Annotated in this window: 18 protein-coding genes; 1 reads left to right on the top strand and 17 read right to left on the bottom strand. The window is 61.8% G+C overall.

Annotated features, from left to right (window positions below):
- Positions 1 to 29 precede the first annotated feature (29 nt).
- The 17 genes from ACVOLL_RS01580 to ACVOLL_RS01500 form a co-directional block, all read right to left on the bottom strand.
- Positions 30 to 999 (bottom strand): IS5 family transposase gene (locus ACVOLL_RS01580; RefSeq protein ID WP_481511265.1). Its coding sequence is split into 2 segments (ribosomal slippage): positions 30 to 500 and positions 502 to 999, totalling 969 coding nucleotides; the frame shifts between segments, so codons are not numbered across the junction.
- A 116-nt stretch (positions 1000 to 1115) separates the two neighbouring features.
- Positions 1116 to 1769, bottom strand: a complete 654-nt coding sequence (locus ACVOLL_RS01575) for a DUF8184 family protein (RefSeq protein ID WP_481511264.1) — start codon at positions 1767 to 1769, stop codon at positions 1116 to 1118.
- Positions 1736 to 6358 carry an RHS repeat-associated core domain-containing protein gene (locus tag ACVOLL_RS01570; protein ID WP_481511263.1) on the bottom strand — a complete coding sequence of 1541 codons (4623 nt, stop codon included), beginning with the start codon at positions 6356 to 6358 and terminating at the stop codon, positions 1736 to 1738. Before ACVOLL_RS01570 ends, ACVOLL_RS01575 begins: the two co-directional genes overlap by 34 nt.
- Before the next feature lie 18 nt (positions 6359 to 6376).
- Positions 6377 to 6508: a hypothetical protein gene (locus ACVOLL_RS01565; protein WP_481511262.1), complete on the bottom strand. Its 132-nt coding sequence runs from the start codon at positions 6506 to 6508 to the stop codon at positions 6377 to 6379.
- A complete protein-coding gene (locus ACVOLL_RS01560) occupies positions 6505 to 8121 on the bottom strand; it encodes a hypothetical protein (protein ID WP_481511261.1) in 1617 nt (538 codons plus the stop codon). Before ACVOLL_RS01560 ends, ACVOLL_RS01565 begins: the two co-directional genes overlap by 4 nt.
- Before the next feature lie 18 nt (positions 8122 to 8139).
- On the bottom strand, positions 8140 to 10386 hold the full coding sequence (locus tag ACVOLL_RS01555) for a type VI secretion system Vgr family protein (protein WP_481511260.1): 2247 nt from the start codon (positions 10384 to 10386) through the stop codon (positions 8140 to 8142).
- A 431-nt stretch (positions 10387 to 10817) separates the two neighbouring features.
- Positions 10818 to 12545: a single-stranded-DNA-specific exonuclease RecJ gene (gene recJ, locus ACVOLL_RS01550; protein WP_481511259.1), complete on the bottom strand. Its 1728-nt coding sequence runs from the start codon at positions 12543 to 12545 to the stop codon at positions 10818 to 10820.
- Positions 12538 to 13461 carry a phosphoglycerate mutase gene (locus tag ACVOLL_RS01545; RefSeq protein WP_481511258.1) on the bottom strand — a complete coding sequence of 308 codons (924 nt, stop codon included), beginning with the start codon at positions 13459 to 13461 and terminating at the stop codon, positions 12538 to 12540. Before ACVOLL_RS01545 ends, recJ begins: the two co-directional genes overlap by 8 nt.
- Before the next feature lie 2 nt (positions 13462 to 13463).
- Entirely contained in the window at positions 13464 to 13928 is a 465-nt protein-coding gene (gene greA, locus ACVOLL_RS01540) for a transcription elongation factor GreA (RefSeq protein WP_481511364.1), read from the bottom strand.
- Positions 13929 to 13936: 8 nt separating this feature from the next.
- On the bottom strand, positions 13937 to 17179 hold the full coding sequence (carB, locus tag ACVOLL_RS01535; RefSeq protein ID WP_481511257.1) for a carbamoyl-phosphate synthase large subunit: 3243 nt from the start codon (positions 17177 to 17179) through the stop codon (positions 13937 to 13939).
- Between the two features lie 54 nt (positions 17180 to 17233).
- Positions 17234 to 17794: a DUF2059 domain-containing protein gene (locus ACVOLL_RS01530; RefSeq protein ID WP_481511256.1), complete on the bottom strand. Its 561-nt coding sequence runs from the start codon at positions 17792 to 17794 to the stop codon at positions 17234 to 17236.
- Positions 17791 to 18921, bottom strand: coding sequence for a glutamine-hydrolyzing carbamoyl-phosphate synthase small subunit (gene carA, locus ACVOLL_RS01525; RefSeq protein ID WP_481511255.1), 1131 nt, complete (start codon positions 18919 to 18921; stop codon positions 17791 to 17793). The genes ACVOLL_RS01530 and carA overlap by 4 nt, the downstream gene beginning before the upstream one ends.
- A 237-nt stretch (positions 18922 to 19158) precedes the next feature.
- Positions 19159 to 19890, bottom strand: a complete 732-nt coding sequence (gene dapB / locus ACVOLL_RS01520) for a 4-hydroxy-tetrahydrodipicolinate reductase (protein WP_481511254.1) — start codon at positions 19888 to 19890, stop codon at positions 19159 to 19161.
- A 51-nt stretch (positions 19891 to 19941) separates the two neighbouring features.
- Entirely contained in the window at positions 19942 to 20448 is a 507-nt protein-coding gene (locus tag ACVOLL_RS01515) for a hypothetical protein (RefSeq protein WP_481511253.1), read from the bottom strand.
- A 311-nt stretch (positions 20449 to 20759) separates the two neighbouring features.
- Complete coding sequence (locus ACVOLL_RS01510; protein WP_481509751.1) at positions 20760 to 21014, bottom strand: DUF6587 family protein; 255 nt, start codon at positions 21012 to 21014, stop codon at positions 20760 to 20762.
- Positions 21014 to 22870, bottom strand: coding sequence for a ferrous iron transport protein B (gene feoB / locus ACVOLL_RS01505; protein ID WP_481511252.1), 1857 nt, complete (start codon positions 22868 to 22870; stop codon positions 21014 to 21016). Before feoB ends, ACVOLL_RS01510 begins: the two co-directional genes overlap by 1 nt.
- Positions 22867 to 23115 carry a FeoA family protein gene (locus ACVOLL_RS01500; RefSeq protein ID WP_282270780.1) on the bottom strand — a complete coding sequence of 83 codons (249 nt, stop codon included), beginning with the start codon at positions 23113 to 23115 and terminating at the stop codon, positions 22867 to 22869. The genes feoB and ACVOLL_RS01500 overlap by 4 nt, the downstream gene beginning before the upstream one ends.
- A gap of 125 nt (positions 23116 to 23240) precedes the next feature.
- Between ACVOLL_RS01500 and ACVOLL_RS01495 the strand changes: the two genes are divergently transcribed.
- Positions 23241 to 24029 (top strand): enoyl-CoA hydratase/isomerase family protein, encoded by a 789-nt coding sequence (locus ACVOLL_RS01495; protein ID WP_481511251.1) that lies wholly within the window; start codon positions 23241 to 23243, stop codon positions 24027 to 24029.

Genomic DNA, 24029 nt, shown 5'->3' with positions numbered 1-24029 from the left:
GGACGGCTTTTCCCGTCCTGCAGATAAAACTACAGTGCCTGCGGCAGCAACTGCCGCCACACCATCCACGGGTTCGACAGCGCGAACAGCGTAAGCACCTGTGCTGCGTTCTTGGCCAGACCGCGATAGCGCACCTTGGCGTAACCAAACTGGCGCTTCACAACCCGGAACGGGTGTTCGACTTTGGCGCGGATACTTGCCTTGAAGTGCTCCCAGCGACGTGCATGTTTGAAGTCGCGCTTGTTCTTGATCGTGCGCAGCTTGGAAGGCTTCTCGGCGATCAAGAACGCTGCCTTGATGTCCTGAAGTTCCGCACGATTCTCTGCGCCGGTGTAACCACTGTCGCCGTAGACCTCTTCTTCGCGTCCGTGCAAGAGGTGCTGCACCTGGGTTACGTCACCCACATTGGCCGCCGTGCAATGCGCGTGGTGGACGAGTCCGGAGTGCTCATCCACACCGATGTGCGCCTTCATCCCGAAGTACCACTGATTGCCCTTTTTTGGTCTGATGCATCTCCGGGTCACGCTTGCCATCGTCATTCTTGGTTGACGATGGCGCGTTGATGATCGTTGCATCGACAATGGTGCCGGCGCGCAGGCTCATGCCCTTACGCGCGAGGTGCGCGTTGATCTGCTTGAACATTGCCGCTGCCAGCTGGTGCTTCTCCAGAAGGCGGCGGAAGTTGAGGATGGTCGTCTCATCCGGAATCTCCTCCAGCCCGCCCAGCCGTGTGAACTGGCGCATCACCGGCGTATCGCACAAGGCCTCTTCCATCGCCGGGTCGCTCAATGCGTACCACTGCTGCAGCAAGTGGATACGCAACATCGTTTCCAGCCGGTATGGCTGCCGGCCTGGGCCGCCTGTCTTTGGGTAATGCGGCTCGATCAACGACAACAGCGCCTTCCACGGCACAACCAGCTCCATCTCAGACAGGAAGATCTCGCGCCGTGTGCGCTTGCGTCGGCCTTGTTGCTCGGCGTCGCCAAAGGTCAGTTGCATGGGCGGATCGGGCTCTCAACTCGTTCTCTGTAGTTTGACAGGCTGCGACGGAGTTGTTCAGACCTTCCCTAGTTACTCAATCTTGGAGGACGTCGACGGCTCACTCATTTCCCAAGTCATTCGTCTCGAGTGCTTCGCTCGTTACGCAATTCATCGACTACAACACAGAAAAAATCCTTTATAACTTCTGGAAGAGAGAGCTTTCTTTTTAAGGATGTGCCATCTACGCACTTGATGGTAAGTTCAGATTCATTCATCGCGAGTGAATCAATCTCCGAACGATATCTCGGGCTTGGAATTACAAGCAGATACCGCCCCCCCTCCCGCACGATACGAATAGACCTAGGCGCACCACCATCAAAAACCCTTGTTATATAGCATGTCTTGATTACACCGCCCTCACAATGAATGTCGATCTTGTCGTCATCCGCCCCTGTACCGATGTCAGCAATCTCGGTCAATCGGTTCACCAAGGCAATGTTCGCGCGATCGAAGGGGCATGTTGCGGACACAATATATTCTACAGCCTCACCTTCTTCGACTGACTCGACTCCAAGCACATCGCCATCCTTCCCTACGGATATCCGTTCTACTGGAGCCATAGCCCTATCGCCAAGAGGATTCAGGTCGACGAAAAATTTTGCGTCTTTGAGCATGTAGTAGAGCGGGGGTTCCGCTCCCAAACGCAGTTCGCCCCAACGGGGATCATACGAGAACAACGAAACATTGGGGTATATCAACCTCTGCATGCCGCCTCCAGCAATTGCCACGCGCGATCCGATTTTTGCCTGTCAGTCCCGATCCCGCGATAAATTGACCCAATCTCTCTACTCATTCTCTCAAACTCTGAAGAAGAAATTTCGATATTCCTTTGAAATACGTTACCCACGGTCTTCGGAATAACCACACTCGAAGCATTGCCATCAATCAAAATATCAAAAATATTAGATCTGCATCCAGTGCATACTCCAACCGGGATTTCACCACTCTTGAATTGGCCAGCGACATCACTGATTATCACCTTTTTCCCGTCAAAACCCGGCCCCTCGTCAATAAACCAGTTAAGCCCATTTATCTCCGCATGGCCAGCTGCACTACTCGTAGATCTCCTAGAGACGTCGCCAACCGTAACGGTTGCTGACGCACCATTCATTGGCTCTCCCCAAAGTCCTAATGGATCACATGCAGCGAACGGGTTGGACACATATGAGTACAGGTTAAGCGAGCCAGCAAGTCTTATCGGATCCACCGAAACATAAGCGCCCAGAGCGGAATCGTAATACCGATTCCGGTTGTAGCTAAATCCGGACTCGATATCAAAATACTGCCCTTGCAACCGAATGTTATTGACCACTAGTTGCACATCAACCTCAAGCGCTACGCCCCATGGCGAAACGGTAGCCTGCCAGTAGAGCTGACCACTACAATCCAAAATACGACAAGGGCTGTCATTGGCATCATTGATGAAGTATAGAATCTTTGGACGTTGAGCTCGCTGCAATACGCTTGTATGCGCGGGTGATTCACTTACGGAAATTTCACCCATCAACAATTCCGACGAATCGAATTCATCCATTAGCCCTTGAATGCTTGCAGGCGGCGGAGCGATTTGGCTGATCGGAGCCGACGCACCTTCATAGGTACTGGATGTACCCTTTGAGCCAGGCTCGCTCGGCCCAGACGAGCACCCCAACCACAAACCCCCAAGGACTCCGACTCCCGCATTCGCTCTAGGCTGCTCGTTCAGAGGCATCGCTATTCTGAACTTCTGAGAAGCCGCTTGAGGACTAGCGACGCAATCTGCGGCTTGAGAAGACGCGACTTTACCACCCATCCGTCCCTCCCTCCTTGCGACTCCCTCACGACTCGGCGCGGATGCGGCTGGGGTTGCCGGCAGATGCGGATTGACGAGAGCCAGTGGCACAAATGTCCTCGGATAATAGACATACTCCCGAACCTGCTCATGCAAGGCCGCCAACCTCTGCTGCCGCGCCTTGACCTCAACCAGGTTTGCAACATTCCCCACCCAAACTGGTGCCGCGTCTTCCGCGTCGTTAGCCTGCTGCACCTCGCCCAGCATCGCGTCGCCATCCCAGAAAAACCACGTCGTCTGCGTTGGATTGCGCTTGAATACCCTTCGACCAAGCGGATCGTAACCGTAGTGCGTGACTTGTCCATTGCGCCGGCTTTCGGCCAAGCGGTGGTTGGCATCCCAGATCAAGGTCAGATCGTCGGGAGCGTCGCCGTGCGGTGCGCCTTTGCGTATCAGGTCGCCCGCCCGGTCAAAGACGTAGTGCAGGCCTTGATACGTACCTTCCCGCGTCCAGGTGACCAACTCGTCGTTACCCCCTACCACCTTCCGTGCCTGCACCTGCTTGATCTCAGTGCGCAGGCGGTCACCCGCCGGGTCGTTGAAGAAACGCTCTATCTTGCCCTTCGGGTCGGTGCGCTGCAGCAGGCGACCAATGGCGTCATAACGGTATTCGTCCACGCCCTGGCCGCTGTCATTGCGTCGGGTCAAATTGCCGCTGCGGTCGTAGTCGTAGTTGGTTTCAAACAGCGGCGCCGCGTCCTTGAGGATGGACTGCGAGGTCAGCAGGTTTCGGCTGTCGTAGCTGAAGTTGCGCTGCAGAAGCGGGCTCAGGGTTTCCTGCGTGGTCCGCCCCAGCGCGTCGCGCTGCATCAGGATCGGTGATTCATCGTTGATCGCTATCGATACCGCCTGATCACGCAGGTCGTAACCAATTGCCAAACGATTGCCCGCGGAGGTTTCGCGTGACACACGATTGCCGACCTCATCGTAACCGTAGCCGATGCGGAAGCCATCCTGCAGCTCTTCCAGCAGTTGCCCGACCGGGTCGTAGCGACGCTTGACCGTACGCGAGGGATTGCGCATTTCCACCAACTGGCCGAGCTTGTCGTAGACAAAGTGCTCCTGCAGTTGCTGTCCAGGATGACGTACATCCGGCAGTGTCTTGCGGGTAATCCGCCCCATCTTGTCGGTGTTGAAGGCTATTTTCTGGCCGAGGGGGTCGACCGTAGTGCTCAGGCGCCCGGCAGCATCATAACTATAGCGTCGTGCCTGGCCCCAATAATCGACTTCTTCGATGATGCGACCAAGTGGGTCGCGCAGCAGCTGATAGGTCTCACCGCGCTGATTGATGACGGCGATCAGCTGCTCTTCGCTGTCATAGCGGTATGCCACCGCATGGCCATCGGCCTGAAGGCGACGGCCGATCTGGCCAATGCCGACATATTCCAGCCGGGTCTGCGCGCCGGCCTCATCGGTGTAGCGGACAAGCTGATCTTCCGCATCGTACTCGCAGCGCACGCCTGCACCGTCGGGCGTCACCGTTGCCAGCAAACGGCCCTTGGCGTCGTATTCATAGCGACTGACCTGGCCCAGCGGATCCACCTGTCGCAGCAGATTACCCAGCGCATCCTGCTCGTAGCGACTCTCATGCCCCAACGCATCGACGACCGCAGCAACCAGTCCGTGCCGGTCGTAGCGCAGCTGGGTGACGGCCTGCCGCGCGTTGGTCTGCGCGAGCAGTTGCCCGCTGGCGTCATAGTCATAACGTGTGGTCGCTGCCAATGGATCGGTCTGTGCAACCAGCAACCCGCGCAAGTCATAAGTCTGCTGCCACGTGGCACCATCTGGCGAGCGCAGCGCGACCATGTTGTCGTGGTCGTCATACTCCATCTGCAACGTACTGCCGTCCGCTCGTGTCAGGCAGCACAAGTTGCCGTGTGCGTCATAGGAAAACCCGGTGCGCAGGCCCTCCGGATCCGTTACCGCCACCGTGCGGCCGAAATCGTCGTACTCGAAGAAAGTAACGCCGTCGAGCGGATCAATCTCGCACAGCGGCAACTGGTTCTCGTCGAACTTGGTCACGCTCAGGTGACCAAGTGAATCGGTCACGCGACTCTCGCGCAGCAGTGCGTCGTACTCGAAGTGATAGTCGTACAGGCCATCATCACCCCAGGAGTGCACTACCCGCCCCTGCGCATCGAACGCGTAGTAGAACGACAGGCCGACCCGGTCCGTGTGCTGCACCAATCGATGCTGTTGATAGACAAATGTGCGCGCCGCACCCAAAGCGTCCAGCGCCGCAACCAGATCACCTTCATTACTGTAGCGGTAGCTCACCAATGGGTGCACGAGACCGGTTGCAGGGTCGTGCAGTGCCATTCGCTCTATACGGCCCTGGCGCGTATCCACGTCGATGAAACGGCCTTGCAGGCCGCCCACACCGCTCTCGACAATTCGCACAAGGTGACCACCGTTGCGCTCGAAGCGCCAGTAGTTGCCACTGGAGTCTTCGATGCGCTCCAACGCCTGCAGGCCGTGCGCCGGCAGCGCAGCAACACCGCTGGGCACATCATTGCCGAACACGTACTCCAACCCACCCTTGAAGCGCACCCGTAACTGACCCTGCCGACGCAACAACCGCGCGCCATCTACGAAATCGAGTATCGCTGCCGCCTCGCCATCCACCGGCGGCAGCTCAGGAAAGAACGCCACCTGCCCAGGGCCGGACATCCACACCGAGCCATCGCCCAACACCTCCAGCATGATGTCGGCGGGCGTCTGCCAACCGATGCCACAGGTGCCGCCGCGCCCGATCTGCGCGGAGCTGTAGCTACGCTGCCATGCCAATGGCAGGCGTCCGGGGATATCGAAATCCTGATGGCTGACCACAACGCTGCCATCGCGGATATCGACCGGTTCGGCGCGTAGAATCCTGCATTTGAGCGTGCCCGGCGGCAGGTGCCCCCACTTGCCTTGGCGCCACTTCTTGAAGGCATCCATCTTGCCTTGGAAGAACTTGCTCTTGCGCAGCTTCCCCAGCCCCGCAAACGCCGCACGGAACGCCATCGCTGTCCACGAAATCGTCGGCGGCCCACCCACAGTCACGCTGGTCGGAATGGCGACGTTCAAGCCGGTCGGCAAGGACATTGCACGCAGCGACTTCTTCGGCTTCTTCATCCGGAACGGATTGATCATGCCGGCCAGATTGCAGTCCAGTACCGGCATCGCCAGCCGTGAGAACGGCTCGCCATCGGCCGACACCGTGCGGCTGCCCATGAAGATTTCTTCACCGTCGAACTGCGGCCCCATCGGGGCCGCCAGCGGTGGCGCCCATACGCCCAGTGGAATATGCACATCCAGTCCGCCTGTGCCGGCGGTGGCGCGATGCACACCGTTGACCTTGATCGTCGAACCAATAAACGGGATGTAGTCAAATGGATCGAGCACCAGGCCGATATGCGGCGTCGGCAACGGGCTTGGCGGCACCGCGTACATGTGGATGTCGATGCCCAGCTGCGGGTCGAAATGTTTGGCAGCGATGCTCATGGCAACACTCCTTGTCGCTCAGAGCGCGCGCAACAGCGCACGCAGGAAGGCCTTGACCTCGTCGCGGTACTCCGCGCTGATCCACGCCACCACGATGATCCCGATCACGATGGCCACTGCCATCACTGCTGTTTTCCGGCTTGGCGTCATGCCAATGCTGCTCCTGTGGTTGTTGATGCGCTACGCGGCGTGGCGGGCGGCTGCAGCAATGCTGATGGGTCGGGCAATGGTTGCATCGCCGGCGGCTCGCTCCATACCGGTATTTCATGGTCGAGCGGATGCTCGATCGCGGGAATACCGTTCCAACCGGGGTCCAGAAAGTCGCGCCCCACCGCGACAATCTTGCGGAAAAACTCGTCACCGCCCTGAATCAGTCGCTCGCGCTCCTGCTGGGCGCGGTGGAAGCCCTGCTCCAAGGCAACATCCAGCTGCGCTTCGATTGCGTCCAATGCTGGTAGCGCAGGTCGCGGTCCCAACGCCATGGCCTTGCTTTCGGCGGTGCCTAATACACTGGCGCTGGCCTGCAGATAGCCCGCCGAAACCTCCTGCAACTTTTCGCAGCGGCGTGCATCCTGCAGCAATAGCAGGTCCCACAATGCCTGTGGCAACGTCGTCGTCTTGCGGTCTGCCGGCGAAAGCGGCTTGGCGATACGTATGGCCTCCAGCAGCTGGGTGCGCGCGACTTCTTTATTGCCCGCCTGCAACTGGCACCAACCCGCCATACGCTGCCCTTCCAGCTGGAACATGGGGTTGGGAATACTGGCGGCCGATCCCGATGCCTGCAGATAGGTCTGTGCAGCGCGTTCCGGCTGCTTGGCGGTAAGCCAGCAGCCCGCTTCGCCAAACCAGCTCTGCATCACCAGACTCGCCCCAGCGGCATTGCCGCCGGCGCGTGCGCTGTCAGCGGCAGTGCGCGCGCTACGGTAGGCGGTGATGGCTTGAGCGTGATCTCCCTGCTTGAGCCAGGCACCGGCCACCATCATCTGCACCACCGATTGCTGGTCGTGCCAGCCGTTGCGTGCGGCCAATCCCTGCGCACGTTCGGCGCGTGCCACCACCTGTGCCGGGCTGCCACGCTCGATCAACAGCATCAGGTCCGCAAGCAGCTGCCGGTATAGCACCTCAGGCCCGCGGCCGCTGGCCTGCGCTGCGGTATCGCGGGCAATACCGAACATGTCGACATCGCCGCCGATCAACACCGCCGTGCTGGCGTGCTTGTCCAGCAGTGACTGCCAGCGCGGATCTTCCTGCGTATCCACCAACACCAATCGCAGACGTGCGCTCGGCCCGGCCGCCAATGCAGTGGATATCCAGCGTTCAAAGCCATCGCCAGGAACATGCCGCTCCGGTTCGAGCACTGCTGCCATCAAGCGCATGTGCGCGCCGTGATGCTCGATGAAGCCATCCAGCACCTCGACCACGCCGGCAGCGGAATCCGGGTGCGTCTCGCTCGGGCCGCGCCAACCCAGCGCTACGCCCTGCTCACGCAGTTCGTCCTGGCTGCCGAGATAGCGTTCCAGCAAGTCCTGCTTGATCTGCCGGCTATAGCGAAAACCAAGTTCGTAGCGGGTGTCGATACGCAGGAAATAGTCCGCTGTGTCGCGTCCTTCGTCATGCCGCTGCATCTCGAAGAACGCGGCTAACAAGCGGCTGGCGTTGGCTGGCAAACGCCAGACAAGCAGCCGCTTGGCAGGGTCGGAACTTGCCTGCAACCACGCTTCGCGCAGGGTGTTGAGGCCGCGCAACATGGGGGTGTCCTGCATGCTGAATCTCCGTTCTGCTTAGCAGTTGAGCTTGATCTCGCTGCCGTTGACCGATACGCCGCTGGCATTGATCACCACCTCCGAACCACCGGCGCTGATCTTGATCTCGCCCGCAGTGATCTCGATGGCTGACGACTCTCCCACCGCCGCGATCAGTTTGGCCGCAGACGCCAAGGTCATGTCGCCGGTAGAGAATTGCGAGTGGGTTTCAGTGACACCCTGCTCAAACGTGCCTTCCACGCCAATGGTGCGCGAGCCCTTGTTGGCGTCCTCTACCGCACCTGTGACCCCACGCTTGTCCAGGCCGGTGATGGTGGTTTCGCGCCCCGCCAGGTACTGCTCGGTAACCTTCCCCTGCACCTGCTCCCACGAGGTCGAAGTGATTGTCTGCTTCCACGTTCCGGTACGTTGGCTGATGTAGTTGCCGGTCAAGGTCGTGGTGAACGGACCGGTGATGGTTTCGGTATAGCCAACCGCAACAATCGTCTTGGTCTGACCGTTGTGATACGTCTCACCCACGGCACCGGTAACATCGGTTGTGCGCGTACCGGTGACAGTGGAGGTATCGGTACCGGTGACGGTGATGCCGCGATTACCAGTAACGCCGATGGTCTGATTGCCGCCTACGGTCATGCCGTGGTCAACCGTCACGCTGGTGGTTTTGTTGTTGAGGATGCTCGCGGTCTGGTCATTGAGCACAGTGGTGACCATGTCGCGCTGGGCGCGCATGTTCAGCAATTCGCCGCCGGCACCATCGTGCATGGTGACTTCGTTCCAACCGCCGCCCTTGACCGTTTTCGACTTCAGGCCGCTGACTTCCATACCGAACGGCGGCATGTTCTGTTCGTTGTAGACACGGCCGGTGATGATCGGGCGATCAGGATCACCATCGAGAAAATCAACAATGACTTCCTGCCCAACACGCGGTGGCGATACTCCGCCCATGTCGGCGCCTGCCCACGGACTTGAGCTGCGGATCCAGCAGGAGGCGTTCTCGCGCCGGTCCAGCTTCCTGTCCCAATGGAACTGCACCTTTACCCGGCCAAAGGCGTCGGCGTGCAGCTCTTCGCCAGGCGGTCCGACCACGGTAGCGGTCTGCGGCCCGGGCATGCGCGGCCACGGCGTTTGTCGCAGTGGACGGAACGGAATGCGTCGCCGCAGGACCTGCGCCTGCATCTCCACGCTGGGCAGCTCGGCACTGGAGAAATCACTGGCGAAGTTGTTATGCCCTTCGCGCTGCATCGACACAACGAAGAACTCGCGGTCCACCGCATCGCGGCCGATGAAGTCAGGATGCCGCTCCAGACTGAAACAGCCACCTGCAGCAAGTTCACCCGCATTACCGGCACATTCGAACAGTTTGGTTGGCCAGCTGACCTCTTCATTGCGCACTGCCGCCAAGGCTTCACCAATACGACTGCTGGCGAAGCGCGCGGCGCCGTCATAGCGGTACTGTTCCAGCGGTGGCAACAAGCCCATCGGCACCTGGTTGCCTTGATTACCATCGAGCTGTTGTTTGGGCTGCTTGAAATCGAAGCTGCGTAAGGTCTGCGCGCTCGGCCCTACCCTGCGCCGCGCGCCCCACCGATGGAGGCCGGTTCGCCCCAAGGTGCCCTGATCGGAGACATAGGCAATACTTCCCGGCTCACCATGCACCACGCTGAGCGTGGAGTCATCGCTGATCACCAGCTCATGTCCTTCGTCATCGTGCAGGAAGCTGTAGTACAGGCCCGTGTCTTCGAGCAGACGACTGACGAAGGCGAAATCCGACTCGTTGTACTGCACGCAGTACGACAGCGGCAGCAGCTTGCCGGCGTTGAGATCGTAGCGATAGCGGGCCAATTGCTCGTAGCCGGCAAACACTTCTTCAATGATCTCCAGGACGTTCTTGTCCTGGAAGATGCGGCAGTTGCTGGTGTAATCGAGGAATGCGAACCAAGGCGCGACTTCGGCGCGGTAGCTGTTGAATTGCGCCTGCTGGCCGGTGCTGGCGAACTCGCGCACGTAGCCATGCACACTGCGGCCACCGAACTCATCACCAAGCAAAAGCCGCAAGGGCTGGCCGACCAGCTGCTTCAACTCCAGCCTGGGTTGAGTGGAAAGCAACTCGACGTGATATAGAAATGGTGTGGAAACTGATTCGTTACCATCAAAACGTTTGACCAGAAATGTATCCGGAGCAAGCGCGGTTTCTACACGAACCAGGCGGCGGTCTTGATGCAAGCGTTGCAAGCCGCCTGCTGCTGAAAGTGATTCGGCGAACATCGGGCGTTCCGTCGTCCCATGCGTGATCGAGAACCCGACTGTGCCATTGCTTTATGAAACGCGCCAGTTTTCTGACACGGCAATCACCCGATCAAACGCTGAATTCGTAGGAAAGTATTAGGAGAGTACGCCGGTCGTCACAAGAACCTAACGCAACGACGCGCTTCTGACACGTTGAATTGCGCCAAAGCAGCCTTCGCTGCAGGTTGAGATCTCTGCGCTTGTCTGGACATTCATCAACACTTTTTGACGGCTATCACATCATTCCCGAACACAGGTCATCGTGCACAGAATGTTGGACTGTTGTAGCCACAAGTACGCGCAGGAACACCATGTGTGGTGATGGCGCCACCGGTGAGGCCGCTGCCGAGCATGGATCGGCACTACAGGTGATGCGTTCAAGCTCTTTCCTGCATCGCCACAACTTCAGATCAAGCGGAGGTGCAGTGCTCGACGATCAGCTGGATGGCCTTGCCGCCGCGGTAGTCGTCACTCACCAGGCGGTAAGCGATCTGCACGTGTTGTGCGGGTGCGGTGCCGGTCCAGCCGCTGAAGTGGATCGCGTTGATTCGCATCGAGGTACCGGTCTGACGCAATACGAACTTCAGATGGCGCTCCTTGAGCACGCGCCATTCGAGCACTTCAAAAGCACCGTCAAACAAGGGTTCGGCAAATCCCTGCCCCCACGGGCCGGCAAGACGCAGCGCTTCGGCGTGCTGGAAATCCAGTTCAGCAGGCGACAGCTCGCCGTCGCTGAGCAGCTGCTGCTGCAGCAAGGCCGGGTCCAAGCTGCGCTGCACTTGCTGTTCGAACACCGCCTTGAACGTATCCAGATTTGCCAAAGGCAAACTCAGCCCGGCAGCCATCGCATGGCCACCAAACTTCTCCATCAATCCCGGATGGTTGGCGTTGATCGCAGCCAAGGCATCACGGATATGGAAGCCGCTGATCGAACGCGCCGAGCCACGCAATGCGTCGGCACCGGGCTCGGCTGGTGCAAAGGCGATCACCGGTCGGTGCAGCCTATCTTTCATCTTCGAGGCGACCAGCCCGACCACGCCCGGATGCCACTCGGCATAAAACAGGCAGGCTGCAACCGGTCGTTGCATGTCGTCATCCAGCAATGCACGGGCGACGGCGCGCTCCGCATCGTCGGTCATGATCTGCTGCACTGCGCGGCGCTCTGCATTGATCTCTTCCAGCAGCGTGGCGATATGCCGCGCCTGTGCAGGATCTTCGGTCAGCAACAGCTCGATGCCGAGCGCCATGTCTTCCAGGCGCCCTGCCGCATTGAGGCGTGGCGCAACCGCATAACCGATGTCGCTGGCGCTGAGCCGGCGCGGGTCGCGGCCGCTGACCTCGATCAAGGCCTGCAGGCCCACAATGGCCTTGCCGGCGCGCAGCCGGCGCAGACCGGCGGAGACCAGGGCGCGGTTGTTGTCGTCCAATGCCACCAGATCGGCGACGGTGCCGACCGCGACCAGGTCCAACAAAGTAAGCAGATCAGGTTCGGGCTGCGTACCGAATGCCGATTGCTCGCGCAGATGACGGCGCAGCGCCATCAGCACGTAGAAAATAACACCCACACCGGCCAGCGCCTTACTGGGAAATGCGTCGCCGTCAACGTTCGGGTCGACAATCGCATCAGCAGGCGGCAGCTGCTCGCCGGGCAAGTGGTGGTCGGTGACCAGCACCTGCCAGCCCAGGGCCTTTGCTGCGCGTACGCCGGCATGGCAGGCGATGCCGTGATCGACCGTGACCAGCAGGTCCGGCTTCAACGCAGCCAGCTCTTCCACCAAGGATGGCGACAAGCCGTAGCCATGCAGCATCCGGTTCGGTACCGCATGCACCACATCACGCGCGCCCAGCATGCGCAGGCCGCGCACACCCACCGCGCAGGCAGTCGCACCATCGCAGTCGAAGTCACCAACAATCAGAATGCGTTTGTCGTTGGTGATGGCATCGGCCAACAACTGCACCGCAGCCTGCATCCCGCCCAGCAGCTCGGGCGCGTGCAACTGGGCAAGTCGCGGCTGTGCCTGCTCGGGCGTGGTCGCGCCGCGTGCGGCATAGATGCGACGCAGCAGCGGCAGGGTTTCATCGTTCCAGCCGTCGACCGCAACCATATCGCGGCGAACGATCTTCAAACTGTCACTCATCAGCAAGCGTCATGATCGGTTTCTTCCACAGGAGCCAACGCTGCCCGCGGGTGATGCGATAGCCGGTGCCGTCTTCAAAATCCAGCTGCAACTCGCTGAGTTCGCCACGCTTGAGCGCTTCGAGCAAGGGGGCGATTGCATCCCGCGCCAGCTGCTGCAGCGAACGCAGCTGGCGCAGATCGACCAGTGCATCGACGCTCTGCTCGCCGCCCAGGCGCACGCCCGCCATCGCGGCCAATCCCTGCACCAAGGCATCGCGACTGCGCACCTGCGCGTGCGCGGTATGTACCGATGTCGGCAGGCTGCCTGCGCCCCAGAACCACAGCGAATTGACCGCACGCTGGCCTTGGGACACGCGTTGTTCATTCCATGAATGCTGGTGCAGGACCACCTGCGCTTCGGTCAACAAAGCGCGCCAACGGCGTCCGTTCTCACCGTTGGGCAGATGCGAGAACAAGTCATCGCCGAGCACCACATCCGGCTCTGCAAACTCGGGCAGCGGCGTGTCGGCAGGCAGACGCAGATACCAACGCGACGGCGTCGGCGCATCCAATTGATAACCGAAGCCGGCAAACAAAGGCTGCAACGCTGGCAACAAGGCGTCCACGTCAGCCTGTTCCAAGCGCAGCGTCTCGGCGGCCGCCATCAGTCGCGCGCCCTGCATGTCCGGCACGATATTGGCCGGATCGGCGCGCAGCCAGAAGCCGCCAACGGCATCGCCGGCATCGGTTTGCCGGGTCAACGCAGCAGCCGACCAGTCGGCAGGCTGCACGCTGAAGTGACGGCGCAGCTGCGCCGATTCACCGGCCGTACCGAGCGAGCGCTCGGCACGACCCAGGGCCGCAGCCACCTGCGCCGGCAGTTCGCCTGCCGGAAAACGGCTGCGCGCGGGCAGCAGCAGTGTGGCTTTGGCCATCGTCAGTCGAGGTATTCGACGCTGACGATTTCGTACTCGCGCTGGCCAGCCGGCGCATCGATGGCGATGGCGTCGCCCTCGTTCTTGCCGATCAGTGCGCGTGCCACTGGCGAGGAAATGGCGATCAAGCCCAGCTTGATGTCCGCTTCCAGGTCACCAACGATCTGGTAACGCTTTTCTTCGTCGCTCTCGACGTCAGCCAGCGTCACAGTCGCGCCAAACACCACCTTGCTGCCGGCATTGAGCTTGCTGATGTCGATGACTTCCGAATGCGACAGCTCACCTTCCAGCTGCTTGATGCGGCCTTCGATGAAGCCCTGCTCTTCGCGTGCGGCGTGGTACTCGGCGTTTTCCTTCAGGTCACCGTGCTCGCGCGCTTCGGCGATGGCGGCGATGACCTTGGGGCGCTTTTCCGACTTGAGGTGATCCAGTTCCTCACGCAGGCGCTTGGCGCCCTTCATCGTGATGGGGGCTCTCATGCATTCAACTCCTTGTGCAGTTCCTGCAGCGACAACACCGGACCGGTACCACGGAACTCCAGCGACTGCACCAGCGCCTTGGCGCCAGCAACGGTGGTGGAGTACGTGATGCGGTTCTGCAGTGCTTCGCGGCGGATCGAGAACGAGTCGTTGATCGCAGCACGGCCTTCGGTCGTGTTGACGATGTAGACGATCTCGCCATTCTTGATGCTGTCCACGATATGCGGACGGCCTTCAACCACCTTGTTGACCACGTCACAGGTGTAACCGTGCTGCTGCAACCAAGCGGCCGTGCCGCGGGTAGCCACCAGCGAGTAGCCGCGTTCGACCAGGCCCTGCACCGCCGGCATCACGCGCTGCTTGTCAGCGTCGCGCACCGAGATGAAGACCTTGCCGACCGGCGGGGTCTTGATGCTGCCGGCTTCCTGCGCACGTGCAAACGCGGCGCTGAAGGTGCGGCCTACGCCCATCACCTCACCGGTGGAGCGCATCTCCGGCCCGAGGATCGGATCGACGCCCTGGAACTTGGCGAACGGGAAGATGGCTTCCTTCACCGAGTAGTAGCCCGGCACGATTTCCTTGGTCGCGCCCTGCTCGGCCAAGGTCTTGCCAGCCATGCAGCGGGCAGCGATCTTGGCCAGCGCCATGCCGGTGGCCTTGGACACGAACGGCACGGTGCGCGAGGCACGCGGGTTGACTTCCAGCAGGTAGATCACGTCCTTGCCATCGGCATCGGTCTGGATCGCGAACTGGGTGTTCATCAGGCCCACGACCTGCAGTGCCTTGGCCAGCTCGGTGACCTGGCGACGCAGTTCGGCCTGGGTTTCAGCCGACAGCGAGTACGGCGGCAGCGAGCAGGACGAGTCACCGGAGTGCACGCCAGCTTCTTCGATGTGCTCCATCACGCCGCCGATCAGGACCTTGCCGTCCTTGTCGCAGATAATGTCGACGTCGGCTTCGACCGCTGCATCGAGGAAGTGGTCCAGCAGCACCGGCGAATCGTTGGATACCTTGACCGCGTCGCGCACGTAGCGGGCCAGGTCGGCTTCGCTGTAGACGATTTCCATCGCACGGCCGCCGAGCACGTAGCTCGGGCGCACCACCAGCGGGTAGCCGATTTCGCGGGCCAGCAGCAGGGCTTCCTGGTCGTTGCGGGCGATGCGGTTCGGCGGCTGCTTCAGGCCGAGCTTCTCGACCAGCTGCTGGAAGCGCTCACGGTCTTCGGCCAGGTCAATGGAGTCCGGCGAGGTGCCGATCACCGGCACGCCATTGGCTTCCAGCGCACGCGCCAGCTTCAGTGGGGTCTGGCCGCCATACTGCACGATCACGCCCTTGGGCTTTTCGAGCTCGACGATTTCCAGCACGTCTTCCAGCGTCAGCGGCTCAAAGTACAGACGGTCGGAGGTGTCGTAGTCGGTCGAAACGGTTTCCGGGTTGCAGTTGACCATGATGGTTTCATAGCCGTCCTCGCGCAGGGCGAGCGCGGCATGCACGCAGCAGTAGTCGAACTCGATACCCTGGCCGATGCGGTTCGGGCCACCGCCAAGAATCATGATCTTGTCGCGGTTGCTCGGCGCGGCCTCGCACTCTTCCTCGTAGGTCGAGTACAGGTAGGCCGTATCGGTGGCGAACTCGGCGGCGCAGGAGTCGACGCGCTTGTAGACCGGACGCACCTTGTGGGCACGACGCAGCGCACGGATGGCCGCTTCGTTGGTGCTGGTCAGCTGGGCGAGACGTGCGTCGGAAAAACCGGCGCGCTTGAGCTGGCGCAGGCGCGCAGCATCCAGCGCGTCGATGCCTTCGGCATGCACCTGCTTTTCGTCGGCAATGATCTCTTCGATCTGGTCGAGGAACCACGGGTCGATATGCGACAGGCCGTAGATCTCTTCCACGCTCATGCCTGTGCGGAAGGCATCGCCCACGTAGAACAGTCGCTCCGGGCCCGGGGCCTTGAGCTCGCGCTTCATGGTGGCGATGTCGTCTTCGTTGCCCAGGTCCAGCTCGGTCGGGTCGAGGCCGACCTTGCCGGTTTCCAGGCCACGCAGCGCCTTCTGCAGCGATTCCTTGAAGGTGCGGCCCATCGCCATCACCTCGCCCACCGACTTCATCTGGGTGGTCAGGCGAGCGTCGGCGGCCGGGAACTTCTCGAAGGCAAAGCGCGGAATCTTGGTGACGACGTAGTCGATGGACGGCTCGAACGAGGCCGGGGTCAAGCCGCCGGTGATTTCGTTCTTCAATTCGTCCAGGGTGTAGCCGACCGCCAGCTTGGCGGCGACCTTGGCGATCGGGAAGCCGGTGGCCTTGGAAGCCAGCGCCGAGGAACGCGACACGCGCGGGTTCATCTCGATCACCACCACGCGGCCGGTGGTCGGGCTGATGCCGAACTGCACGTTGGAACCGCCGGTATCCACGCCGATCTTGCGCAGCACGGCGATGGAGGCATCGCGCAGGCGCTGGTATTCCTTGTCGGTCAGGGTCTGTGCCGGTGCCACGGTGATCGAGTCACCGGTGTGCACGCCCATCGGGTCGAGGTTCTCGATCGAGCAGACGATGATGCAGTTGTCCGCGGTGTCGCGAACCACTTCCATCTCGAATTCCTTCCAGCCCAGCACCGATTCTTCCACCAGCACTTCGGTGGTCGGCGACAGTTCCAGACCGCGGCTGACGATCTCGATCAGCTCTTCGCGGTTGTAGGCGATACCGCCGCCGCTGCCACCCAGGGTGAAGGACGGGCGGATAATGGTCGGGTAGCCAACGCGGGTCTGGATTTCCAGTGCTTCTTCCAGCGTGTGGGCAACAGCAGCGGTCGGGCATTCCAGACCGATCTCGCCCATCGCCACGCGGAACAGCTCGCGGTCTTCAGCCATCATGATCGCTTCGCGCTTGGCGCCGATCAGTTCGACGTTGTACTTCTCCAGCACGCCGTTGTCAGCCAGGTCCAGCGCGCAGTTCAGCGCGGTCTGGCCGCCCATGGTCGGCAGCAGCGCGTCGGGGCGCTCCTTCTCGATGATCTTCGCCACCGTCTGCCAGTTGATCGGCTCGATGTAGACGGCATCGGCCATCTCCGGGTCGGTCATGATCGTGGCCGGGTTGGAGTTCACCAACACCACGCGGTAACCCTCGTCGCGCAGCGCCTTGCACGCCTGCGCGCCGGAGTAGTCGAACTCACAGGCTTGGCCGATGACGATCGGGCCGGCGCCGATGATCAGGATGGTTTTTAGGTCGGTGCGCTTTGGCATTTTCTTCTCTAAGTCAGTACAGCGTGTCTGGGGGAAGTGATCGCACGCTGTCGATCAGGAAAACTCTTCTGGATCAATCGTGACACCGCATTGGCTCTGGATGCGCTCGCTCATGCGCAGCGGCAGGCCATCGGGCATGTCGCCCAGCTCCGCAAGCACGGCACCCAATGCTTCATAGGAGCCGCTGGCCATGAACTCGCCCACCTGTTTGCGCTCCAGCTCACTGGGCTCACCCTCGAACTCGGCAGGCAAGGCGGTGCCATACATCATCTGGCGCTGGGTAGCGACCATGCGCTTGCCGCCCTGGCTCGTGTAGAACGTCTGCCAGCGCTTGAGGTGCTGCTGTCCGTCATTGCCAATATTGGCGACCAGGCGGTCCACCAGCGCTTCATTCAGCACCTCGCCGATCGGCGTGGCCATGCACTCGCGTTTTGCCGCCGGAATCTGCTGGAAGAGCGTGACATTGGCCAACATGGAAGTGGCCGCGTCATTGCCCATGCGCTCGAAACCGGTCAGCGGCAGCAGATCGCGGATCTCCTGCGCGGTCACTGGCGCCGCGCTGGCCACCGAGGTGGCCAGCAGCGCCGGCAACATCAGCCAGCGCGCCTTGCTCACGCCTTGGCCCCTTCCATCAGGGTGATGAAGCGGTCGAACAACGGTGCCACGTCACGCGGACCCGGCGAGGCTTCCGGGTGGCCCTGGAAGGAGAATGCCGGTGCGTCGGTCAATGCGATGCCCTGGATGGTCTGGTCGAACAGCGAGCGATGGGTGACCCGCACATTGGCCGGCAGCACGCTCTCGTCGATGGCGAAGCCATGGTTCTGCGAGGTGATCATCACCCGGCCGTCGTCGATGTCCTGCACCGGGTGGTTGGCACCGTGGTGGCCGTGGCCCATCTTCATGGTCTTGGCGCCGGCAGCCAGGCCCAGCAGCTGGTGGCCCAGGCAGATACCGAAGGTCGGGATCTTCTGCTCGACGAAGGTCTTGATCGCGCTGATGGCGTAATCGCAGGGCTCCGGGTCGCCCGGGCCGTTGGACAGGAACACGCCGTCCGGCTTGAGAGCCAGCACTTCGGCGGCGGAGGTCTGTGCCGGCACCACGGTCAGCTCGCAGCCGCGCTCGGCCAGCATGCGCAGGATGTTGGTCTTGACGCCAAAGTCATAGGCCACAACCTTGAACTTCGGTTCGGCGCGCACGAACTCGTTGCTGTCCAGGTCCAGCTGGCCGTCGGTCCAGCCATAAGACTTGTCGGTGCTGACCACCTTGGCCAGATCCATGCCCTTCAGGCCTGGGAACTTGCGGGCAGCCTCCAGTGCCTTCTCGACATCGATGTCGCCGCCGGCCATCAGCGCGCCATTCTGGGCGCCCTTCTCACGCAGGATGCGGGTCAGCTTGCGGGTGTCGATGCCGGAGATGGCAACCACGCCGCGCTGAATCAACCAATCCTGCAGCGACACCTGGTTACGCCAGCTGCTCGGGCGGCGCGGCACATCGCGCACGATCAGGCCCGATGCCCATACCTTGGAGGCTTCATCGTCCTGGTCGTTCATACCGGTGTTGCCGATATGCGGGTACGTCAGGGTGATCATCTGCCGGGCGTAGGACGGATCGGTCAGCATCTCCTGGTAACCGGTCATGGCGGTGTTGAACACCACCTCACCCACGGATAGGCCGGGCGCGCCTACGGATTCGCCCTCGAATACGGTGCCGTCTTCGAGCACGAGAATTGCGGCTTGGGTCACGGGAATCTCACTTTGGCTACCGGGGGACTCCGAAGCCACGCCTGCGTTCACGGTCAAAAACCGGTTGCAAAAAAGCGCGGACGGCGGTCTGGGAACCGGTCCGGCTAACGTGTTTCGGCGAGCCGGAATTGTAAAGGCAAGGGGGCACCAACGCCAGCGCCCCGTGCGCCTTCCTTCAGCTGTTCAGTGGTTACAAAAGCCACATTCCGGAGGGAATGTGTTCCGCATTCAGCTATTTCAGGCCTGCTCGGACATCCCGACCAGATCCCGCACCCGGTATTGCCCCGGGCTGCGTTGGCACAGTTGCTTGGCCGCATGCAGTGCGCCACGCGCAAAAATGTCGCGGTTGGTAGCCCGGTGCACCAGCTCCACCCGCTCGCCCAGCCCGGTGAACTGGACGAAATGCTCGCCGATGATGTCCCCGGCGCGCAGGCTGGCGTAGCGCGGCTCGGCGCCACCATGCTGGGCCGATTCCCCCAACGTCAACGCGGTGCCGGAGGGTGCGTCCTTCTTGTGCACATGGTGCGATTCGACAATGTCGCAGTCCCAGCCTGGCAGGGCCGCCGCCGCCCGCTCCACCAGCTCGGCCAGCACGGCCACGCCGAGGCTGAAGTTGGTCGCCCAGACCAGAGGAATCTTGTTCGCAGCAGCTGCCAGGGCAGCCTGCTGCTGCTCGCTGATCCCGGTCGTGCCCGACACCAAGCCAACGCCGCGCTCCACGCACAGCGCCAGCACCGGGTCAAAACCCTCCGGCAAACTGAAGTCGATCGCCACATCAAATGCAGGCGCGCCGGACAGCTCACTGGCCGCAAAATGCGGAATGCCGTCAATCACGCGCTGGATTGGCGGCTTGCGCACCACCGCAGCAACCACCTGCAACGAGGAATCTTCTGCCGCAAGGCGCAGCAGGGCTTGGCCCATGCGCCCGGAGGCGCCATGGATCAGCAAACGGGTCGGAGTCGTATTCATGCACGCACGCTAACGCTTCAGCGGCCCGGCGCACAAGCGCGCAGCGCGCGATTACATCCTGCCGACGTGGGTAATCGCACGACTGCCGGTCAAATAGGTTCGCCAGCGACTGCGCTCTACGGTGTCGCGGCCGCGGCTGACCATGCGGACACCCGCCATTTCAACAATGGCCGAAACCTCAACTTCGGCCGAACGACCATCGCTGGCAATGCTGATGCTGTTTACCTTCTGCTCGTAACGCAGCGGCATGCGGCCACCGAAGGCCTCACGGAACTGGCGCAGCTGGCCCATGCTCTCAGCCAACGAGGCGCAGTACTGCTCCCTGTCATAGCGCTGCTCGGCCTGCTGGGTTTCGGTCTTGGTTACGGTGGTCTGTACGTAGTCTTTCGACAACATCTCGCATAGCGGCTTGTCGTCGCCTGCAGCAAGCGCTTTGTCAGCGCGCAGGTACAGCGCGCGCACCTGTGACTCGGTGATCTTGTTGCCGCCACGCAGATAGATCGATCCACCTACGGCCAACACCACGACCAACATCACAACGCCAATCAATGACTTCATGTCTTTCCCCTGGTTGCTTCCTGCAATCGACGCAGTGTACAGCCGAATTGCTTCGTTCTACATGGAGCCCCTGCCCGCGCCGCTACCAGTTTGGTGACAACACCAAATTGCCCAATGACGCTTGCCAGGACTGTAGCCCGGGCAAGCGGCACGCACCGGGGGCAAGTGTCCAATGGTCTTTCGGACTGCCTGCCGATGCTCCGGTGCCAGCTGAGGTTGCTCGAGCTTCGCGGCTTACGCCGCTCCTACAAAAGGCGCGCGCTGTCTTCGACATGAAACAACGCCGGGTTTCCCCGGCGTTGTTGTATTGCTCAATGCTGCTTGGGCTCACTTGGCCCACAGCTATTGCAGCCGCCGCATGCGCCCGCAGCGCTGGTAGCCGGCGGTGCCAGGCGGCGCCCCCAGGCCTGCAGCCGCGGCGAACGCTGCGGCTTCACCAGCCACAGCGCCAACACGCCGCGCAGCTTGCGCAACACGCCGGGGAACTGCTTCTTCAACACCACCCAGGCACTGACCAGCACCGCCACGGCGATGATCAGGTATTGCAGCAGCAGGCCCTTGTCCATCAGCCAGCTCCCAGTGCCACCGCCACCTGATAGGTGACAAAGGCCGCCAGATAGGCCGCGCCGAACAGGTAGACCGTGGCGAACGCCATCTGCTTCCACGAGTTGGTCTCGCGTTTGATCGTGGCCAACGTGGAAATGCACATCGGCGCGTAGATGAACCACACCATCAGCGACAAGCCCGTCGCCAATGTCCAGCCATCGCTGATCACTGGGGTCAACGCCTGGATAGCGGCATCGTCATCTGCCGCCGACAAGGCATAGATCGTGGCCAGCGAAGAGACCGCCACCTCGCGCGCGCCCATGCCGGGGATCAAGGCAATACAGATCTGCCAGTTGAAGCCCAACGGCGCGAAGATCACCGCCATCGCGTGGCCGATCTGGCCGGCGAAGCTGTAATCAATGGCCGGCATGGTCGCGTTCTCCGGTGCACCCGGGTACGACAGCAGGAACCACAACAAGATGGTCAGCGACAGGATGATGCCGCCCACGCGCTTGAGGAAGATCATCGCGCGCTCGTACAGGCCGACCAGCAGGTCGCGCGGATTGGGCAGGCGATAGGACGGCAACTCCAGCATCAAGGGATGCTCGCTCTTGTCGCGACGGAACTTCTTCATCGTCCACGACATCACCAGCGCGCTGAGGATGCCAGCCAGATACAGGGCAAACAGCACCAGACCCTGCTGGTTGAACACGCCCCACACGGTTTTGGCCGGGATGAAGGCACCAATCAGCAAGGCGTAGACCGGTAGGCGCGCCGAGCAGGTCATCAGCGGCGCCACCAGGATGGTGGCCAGACGATCACGCGGGTCCTGGATGGAACGGGTAGACATGATGCCCGGCACCGCACAGGCGAAGCTGGACAGCAGCGGGATGAACGAACGGCCAGACAAACCGGCCGAGGCCATCATCCGATCCAGCAGGAAGGCAGCGCGCGGCAGATAGCCGGACTCTTCCAACGCCAGGATGAAGGCGAACAGGATCAGGATCTGCGGCAGGAACACCAGCACGCCGCCGACACCGGCAATGATGCCGTCCACCAACAGGCTGCTCAGCGGCCCTTCCGGCAGTTTCTCGGCCACCACCGGCCCCAGCCAAGCAAAAGCCGCCTCGATGCCATCCATCAATGGTGTGGCCCAGGCGTACACCGCCTGGAAGATCAGGAACATCACCACAGCAAGGGTCAGCAGGCCGAAAACCGGGTGCAGCAACCAGCGGTCCAGCGCATCGTCCACCTTGGCGGTGGGCGCAGGCATGCGCACGGCGGAAGCCAGGATGTCGCGCACCTGCGCGTGGTAATCAGCTCCGGGCTCGGCCGCATGCACCGGCATGGCGTCGAGCTTGGGCATCAGGGTATCGATGCGTTCGACCAGCGCGCGCGCGCCGTTGTGACGCACCGCGACGGTTTCCACCACCGGCACGCCCAAGGCTTTCTCAAGTGCCGGAACATCGATCTCGATGCCGCGCTTGCGAGCCGCGTCGACCATGTTCAGCGCCACCACCATCGGCTTGCCCAGCTCGCGCACTTCCAGCGCAAAGCGCAGATGCAGGCGCAGGTTGGTGGCGTCGATCACGCAGATCAGCGCATCCGGGGCAGCTTCGCCCGGGTAGAAGCCCCGGCACAGGTCACGGGTGATGGCCTCGTCCAGGCTGGCCGGGTGCAGGCTGTAGGCACCCGGCAGATCCAGCACCGCGTATTCCTGCCCGGACGGCCCGCGCATGCGGCCTTCCTTGCGTTCGACGGTGACGCCGGTGTAATTGGCCACCTTCTGGCGGCTGCCGGTCAGCTGGTTGAACAGCGCGGTCTTGCCGCTGTTCGGGTTGCCTACCAGCGCCAACCGCGCGATCGCCGTACTCATGCCTGTGCTCCTTCAGCGCTAATCTGGACCCGCGCGGCCTCGCTACGACGCAGCGCAAAGCGGGTAAAACCAACCTGGAACAGCAGTGGTTCGCCGCCGACCGGGCCACGCGCGACCAAACGAACTTCTTCTCCGTTCACGAAACCCAGTTCGCGCAGACGGCGCGCGATCGCATCGTTTGCATGCAGGTCCTGAACGCTTTCCACGCGCGCTGAAGCATGCAGCGGCAAATCTGACAACGTCACTGAATGGGCGCCTATGTAGAGTTGATAAGAATGGTTATCAATTCTAGCATCGCCGCGCTGCGTCATGGCGTCCCACCCCTGCACCGCTATGATTCATCGGATTACCGTTCAAACAGGCATTACCAATGAGCGATGCATTGCTCGTGCAGCAGCAGGGCGCGGTAGCGACCCTTTCCATGAACCGGCCGGACCTGCACAACGCCTTTGACGCGGCGCTGATCCAGTCATTGACCGAGACCTTGTCCAGCCTGGGCGCCGACCCAGCCGTGCGTGCCGTGGTACTGGCAAGTACCGGCCCCTCCTTCTCGGCCGGTGCCGACCTGCAGTGGATGCGCTCCATGGCCAGCGCCAGCCAGGAGGAGAACCGCATCGACTCGCTGGCGCTGGCACGGCTGATGCGCACCTTGGACGAGTTGCCCAAACCAACCATCGCCCGCGTGCAAGGGGCAGCCTTTGGTGGAGGCGTCGGCCTGGTGGCCTGCTGCGATATCGCCATTGCCGCCGAGGGCGCGCGCTTTGGCCTGACCGAAAGCCGGCTCGGCCTGCTGCCCGCGGTGATCTCGCCCTATGTGATCGCCGCGATAGGTCCGCGCCAGGCACGCCGCTGGTTCGCCACGGGCGAGCACTTCGACGCCGCCACCGCGCAGCAGATCGGCCTGGTCCACCAGGTAGTAGCCGCCGATGCCTTGGACGCCACCGTGCAGACCCAGCTCAATCTGCTGGGCAAAGCCGGCCCGGTTGCAGCCGCCTCGGCCAAGGTCCTGGTTCGCGAGGTACATGCTGCGCGGGGCGATCGCGATGGACTCGATCGTGCCAATGCCGGCTTGATCGCCGCCCTGCGCGCCTCCGATGAAGGCCGTGAAGGGCTGACCGCCTTCCTCGAGAAGCGCCCTCCCCGCTGGGCCGCGCAGTAA

The sequence above is a fragment of the Stenotrophomonas sp. STEN035 genome, from assembly GCF_056759935.1.
The sequence above is the reverse complement of the archived record's forward strand: the minus strand, read 5'-3'. Positions and strand labels throughout refer to the sequence as shown.

Coding starts and splice junctions, on each gene's coding strand:
- ACVOLL_RS01570 (WP_481511263.1), bottom strand. CDS start 6,358: ATGAGCATCGCTGCCAAACATTTCGACCCGCAGCTGGGCATCGACATC.
- ACVOLL_RS01565 (WP_481511262.1), bottom strand. CDS start 6,508: ATGACGCCAAGCCGGAAAACAGCAGTGATGGCAGTGGCCATCGTGATC.
- ACVOLL_RS01560 (WP_481511261.1), bottom strand. CDS start 8,121: ATGCAGGACACCCCCATGTTGCGCGGCCTCAACACCCTGCGCGAAGCG.
- ACVOLL_RS01555 (WP_481511260.1), bottom strand. CDS start 10,386: ATGTTCGCCGAATCACTTTCAGCAGCAGGCGGCTTGCAACGCTTGCAT.
- recJ (WP_481511259.1), bottom strand. CDS start 12,545: ATGAGTGACAGTTTGAAGATCGTTCGCCGCGATATGGTTGCGGTCGAC.
- ACVOLL_RS01545 (WP_481511258.1), bottom strand. CDS start 13,461: ATGGCCAAAGCCACACTGCTGCTGCCCGCGCGCAGCCGTTTTCCGGCA.
- carB (WP_481511257.1), bottom strand. CDS start 17,179: ATGCCAAAGCGCACCGACCTAAAAACCATCCTGATCATCGGCGCCGGC.
- dapB (WP_481511254.1), bottom strand. CDS start 19,890: ATGAATACGACTCCGACCCGTTTGCTGATCCATGGCGCCTCCGGGCGC.
- ACVOLL_RS01515 (WP_481511253.1), bottom strand. CDS start 20,448: ATGAAGTCATTGATTGGCGTTGTGATGTTGGTCGTGGTGTTGGCCGTA.
- ACVOLL_RS01510 (WP_481509751.1), bottom strand. CDS start 21,014: ATGGACAAGGGCCTGCTGCTGCAATACCTGATCATCGCCGTGGCGGTG.
- feoB (WP_481511252.1), bottom strand. CDS start 22,870: ATGAGTACGGCGATCGCGCGGTTGGCGCTGGTAGGCAACCCGAACAGC.
- ACVOLL_RS01495 (WP_481511251.1), top strand. CDS start 23,241: ATGAGCGATGCATTGCTCGTGCAGCAGCAGGGCGCGGTAGCGACCCTT.